Source organism: Mesorhizobium sp. M7A.T.Ca.US.000.02.2.1 (assembly GCF_003996995.1).
Lineage (GTDB): Bacteria > Pseudomonadota > Alphaproteobacteria > Rhizobiales > Rhizobiaceae > Mesorhizobium.
The window spans coordinates 1-4,023 of record NZ_RZTT01000490.1; the positions used below are offsets into that span (position 1 = coordinate 1).

5 protein-coding genes are annotated in these 4,023 nt (G+C 61.9%); all 5 read left to right on the forward strand.

Annotated features, from left to right (window positions below; translation table 11 throughout):
- The coding region (locus tag EOD15_RS30055) for a sterol desaturase family protein (protein ID WP_148129705.1) at nucleotides 1-412 on the forward strand (412 nt) is incomplete at its 5' end.
- A 102-nt stretch (nucleotides 413-514) separates the two neighbouring features.
- A complete protein-coding gene (locus tag EOD15_RS30060; RefSeq protein ID WP_127322250.1) occupies nucleotides 515-1,213 on the forward strand; it encodes a DUF2161 family putative PD-(D/E)XK-type phosphodiesterase in 699 nt (232 codons plus the stop codon).
- A gap of 56 nt (nucleotides 1,214-1,269) precedes the next feature.
- Nucleotides 1,270-1,677, forward strand: coding sequence for a DUF930 domain-containing protein (locus EOD15_RS30065; RefSeq protein ID WP_164893186.1), 408 nt, complete (start codon nucleotides 1,270-1,272; stop codon nucleotides 1,675-1,677).
- A 180-nt stretch (nucleotides 1,678-1,857) separates the two neighbouring features.
- Nucleotides 1,858-2,520 carry a TerC family protein gene (locus EOD15_RS30070; RefSeq protein ID WP_127271063.1) on the forward strand — a complete coding sequence of 221 codons (663 nt, stop codon included), beginning with the start codon at nucleotides 1,858-1,860 and terminating at the stop codon, nucleotides 2,518-2,520.
- 136 nt (nucleotides 2,521-2,656) lie between these two features.
- Nucleotides 2,657-3,970 carry a 30S ribosomal protein S12 methylthiotransferase RimO gene (gene rimO, locus EOD15_RS30075; RefSeq protein ID WP_127409108.1) on the forward strand — a complete coding sequence of 438 codons (1,314 nt, stop codon included), beginning with the start codon at nucleotides 2,657-2,659 and terminating at the stop codon, nucleotides 3,968-3,970.
- Nucleotides 3,971-4,023 lie beyond the last annotated feature (53 nt).

Sequence of the window (4,023 nt, forward strand, 5' to 3'; positions counted from 1 at the left end):
CAATCACCCCGTCGACGCCATCGTCACAAAGGCGATATCGCTGACGCCGATCTTTTTCCTCGGCTTCTCGGAAGTCTCGATCGCCGTCTTTTCGACCATCTACCTTGGACACACGCTGCTTGTGCATTCAAACGTGCGGATTCCGTTCGGCCCTTTGAAGTGGCTGATCGCCAGCCCGCAGTTCCATCGCTGGCACCATGCCAACCAGCGCGAAGCCTATGACAAGAACTTCGCCGGGCAGTTGCCTTTCCTCGACATGCTGTTCGGCACCTACAATCCCACCGGCGACAAGGTGCCGGAAAAGTACGGCGTCGACGATCCGATCCCTTCCACCTATTTCGGTCAGATCGGCTATCCCCTCCTGCGCCGCAGGAAGCTGCCGAACCGGGCAGTGCCGAACACCGAAGCCTGACAGATGGCCCGACGGTGCGGTATCCACCCCGATCCGCTTTCGGGCCGTGGAACGCCGAACCCCGGGAAGGCTTTTCGCGTCGAATCGGCTAAACCTTGAGGCATGAACGAAACCTCACTCTATGCGCCGGTGAAGCGGTTCCTCGAAAGCCTCGACTTCGTCGTCAAAGGCGAGATCGGCGGCTGCGATGTCGTTGCGTTGCGCGAGGGGGAGCCGCCGGTTGTCGTCATCTGCGAGTTGAAGCTGCAGTTCAATCTCGAACTGGTGCTGCAAGGTGTCGATCGCGCGGCGGCCTGCGACGAGGTGTGGCTGGCCGCGCGCATGTCGGCCCGCGGCAAGGGCCGCGAAAGCGACGCCAGGTTCCGCAATCTCTGCCGCCGTCTTGGCTTCGGCCTGCTCGGTGTGACCGCGACGGACCGGGTCGAGGTGCTTCTCAGCCCGATCGCGCCGGCGCCGCGCAAGAATGCCCGCCGGCGCTCTCGTCTGGTCGACGAGCACCAGCGCCGTCGCGGCGATCCGGTTGCCGGAGGAGGATCGCGCAATCCGATCATGACGGCCTATCGTCAAAGCGCCCTCGCCTGCGCTGCCGCCATGGCGGACGGACCCAGGCGGCCGCGAGATCTGAAGGCGGTGACGCCGATCGCGCCGAAAATCCTGCAGCACAATGTCTATGGCTGGTTCGCGCGCGTCGACCGCGGCCTTTACGATCTCACCGATGCCGGCCGTGCGTCTTTGGTCCGTTGGCCGCAGGCATCGCACGACGAATCCCGACACGCAATTTTGAACGCACCGGCCATATGATTGAAGATTCCCGCGGCGTCCGAGGCGGTTCGCTCGGTTGATTTCTCCGACAAAATATGTTGGTTGTCCCGCCCATGAAGAAGCTCTGCATGACCGCCTTGGCGTCAGTGACACTGAGTTTTCCAGCCAGCGCAATGGACAATGCATTGCGCGCCGGTCTGATGAAACTCGATCCCCAAACCCGTCTTGAACAGCGTTGCGACGCCGAAGTGCTCGACCGCATCACCCATGACGATCGCAAGTTCAAAGCCGATCGCGTCGTCGCCTACGCCTTCGCCACGCCCGAGATGGGTGCCGATGCAATCAAGAGCCCGGGTGCTGCGTTTCGCAGCAAGGGGCAGTGGTACCGGCTGAAATTCAAGTGCCAGACCGCGCCGGACCATATGGAAGTTCTGCAGCTCCGCTACCGGATCGGGGACGAGATTCCAGAAGCCGACTGGGCAAAGTACAATCTCTACGATTGATTTGCGATCGGCCGTGGTTTCGCCCGGCTGTCGGCGAGTGCCGCAAAGCCTGATCCGGTTTGACGCAACGCTGCTTCGGTGATGCAGCCACGCGTGATCCCTTGACGCCAGGGGACCACCAAGTTAGGGCCTCTGGATAATCGACGAACACTCGGCAAAATCAGCAAGGGCTTCCTGTCGATGGACATTTTTTTCAGCGCTGCCAGTCTGACCGCCCTGCTCCAGGTCATCGCCATCGACCTCGTGCTGGCTGGCGACAATGCGATCGTCATCGGCCTCGCCGCGGCCGGCCTGCCTGCCGAACAACGCAAGAAGGCGATTCTTCTCGGCGTGGTGGCGGCAACGGTGCTGCGCATCGGGTTTGCCGCAATTACCGTCAAGCTGCTGGCGATCGTCGGCCTGCTGCTCGCCGGCGGCATCCTGCTGCTGTGGGTCTGCTGGAAGATGTATCGCGAGTTGCGTACGTCGCATGCCGATGAATTGGAAGCGACCGAGGCACTGTCGAATTCGGACCTCAACAACGACCAGGCGGTCGCCGGCAAGACGAAGCGTAAGACCCTTGGCCAGGCTGCCTTGCAGATTGTCGTCGCCGATGTGTCGATGTCGCTCGACAACGTGCTGGCGGTGGCTGGAGCGGCGCGTGACCATTTTCCGGTGCTGATCATCGGCCTGGTGCTGTCGATCGCCCTGATGGGGCTGGCCGCGACTTTCATTGCCAAGCTGCTGCATCGCCACCGCTGGATTGCCTATGTCGGCCTGCTGATCATTTTCTATGTGGCTGTGGACATGATCTATCGTGGCGCGGTGGAGGTTTGGCCGCATGTAAACGGTGCGGTCGGCTGAGGCTGGCGGACATCGGCATCTTCACGCCGTGGAAGCAAGACCGCCGAGCGTTTTGCCGCATCGCGGGCGTGCCCATACCAATGCCGCAATAAGTGTGGTACTGCGCCGGCAATCCTGAAAAGCCCGGAAACGCTCTATGTCCGCTCCACGCGTGAGTTTTGTCAGTCTTGGATGCCCGAAGGCCCTTGTGGATTCGGAGCGCATCATCACGCGCCTGCGCGCCGAAGGTTACGAAATCGCCCGCAAGCATGACGGCGCCGACCTTGTCGTCGTCAACACTTGCGGCTTTCTCGATTCCGCTCGCGACGAGTCGCTCAACGCCATCGGCTCCGCGCTTTCGGAAAACGGCCGGGTGATCGTCACCGGTTGCCTGGGCGCCGAGCCGGACGTCATTCGCGAAAAGCACCCCAATGTGCTGGCGATCACCGGGCCGCAGGCCTATGAGAGCGTGATGGCTGCCGTGCATGAGGCCGCGCCGCCTTCGCACGACCCTTATGTCGACCTTTTGCCGCCGCAGGGTGTCAAGCTGACGCCGCGCCACTACGCCTATCTGAAAATTTCCGAAGGCTGCAACAACCGCTGTACCTTTTGCATCATTCCGGCACTGCGTGGCGACCTCGTCTCGCGGCCGGCGGCCGATGTGCTGCGCGAGGCCGAGAAACTGGCCAAGGCTGGGGTCAAGGAACTTCTGGTGATCTCACAGGACACCAGCGCCTACGGCATCGACATCAAGTATCAGACGTCGATGTTCGGCGACCGTGAGGTGCGCGCAAAATTCCTCGATCTGTCCGAGGAACTCGGCAAGCTCGGCATCTGGGTGCGCATGCACTATGTCTACCCCTACCCGCATGTCGCCGACGTCATCCCGCTGATGGCAGAGGGCAAGATCCTTCCTTACCTGGATATCCCCTTCCAGCACGCTTCGCCGCAGGTATTGAAGAACATGCGCCGGCCGGCACACGGCGAAAAGGCGCTCGAGCGCATTCGCGGCTGGCGTGAGGTCTGCCCGGATCTGGCCATTCGCTCAACCTTCATCGTCGGCTTCCCCGGCGAGACGGACGATGATTTCGAGATGCTGCTCGACTGGCTCGACGAGGCCAAGATCGATCGCGCAGGCTGCTTCAAATACGAGCCGGTCCGCGGCGCCCGCTCCAACGATCTCGGTCTCGAACAGGTTCCCCAGGAGATCAAGGAGGCGCGCTGGCACCGTTTCATGCAGCGCCAGCAGAAGATATCGGCAACGCAGCTGGCCAAAAAGGTCGGCAAGCGCCTGCCGGTGCTGATCGACGAGGCGCATGGCACGTCGGCAAAGGGCCGCACCAAATACGACGCGCCCGAGATCGATGGCTCGGTGCATATCCAGTCGCGCCGCCCTTTGCGCCAGGGCGATATCATCACCGTCAAGATCGACCGCGCCGACGCCTATGACCTTTATGGTTCGGCGGTCTGAGGGCCGTATTTACTACATCTGGCGATAGTTCAGCCTTTTAACCCGCTCAGCCG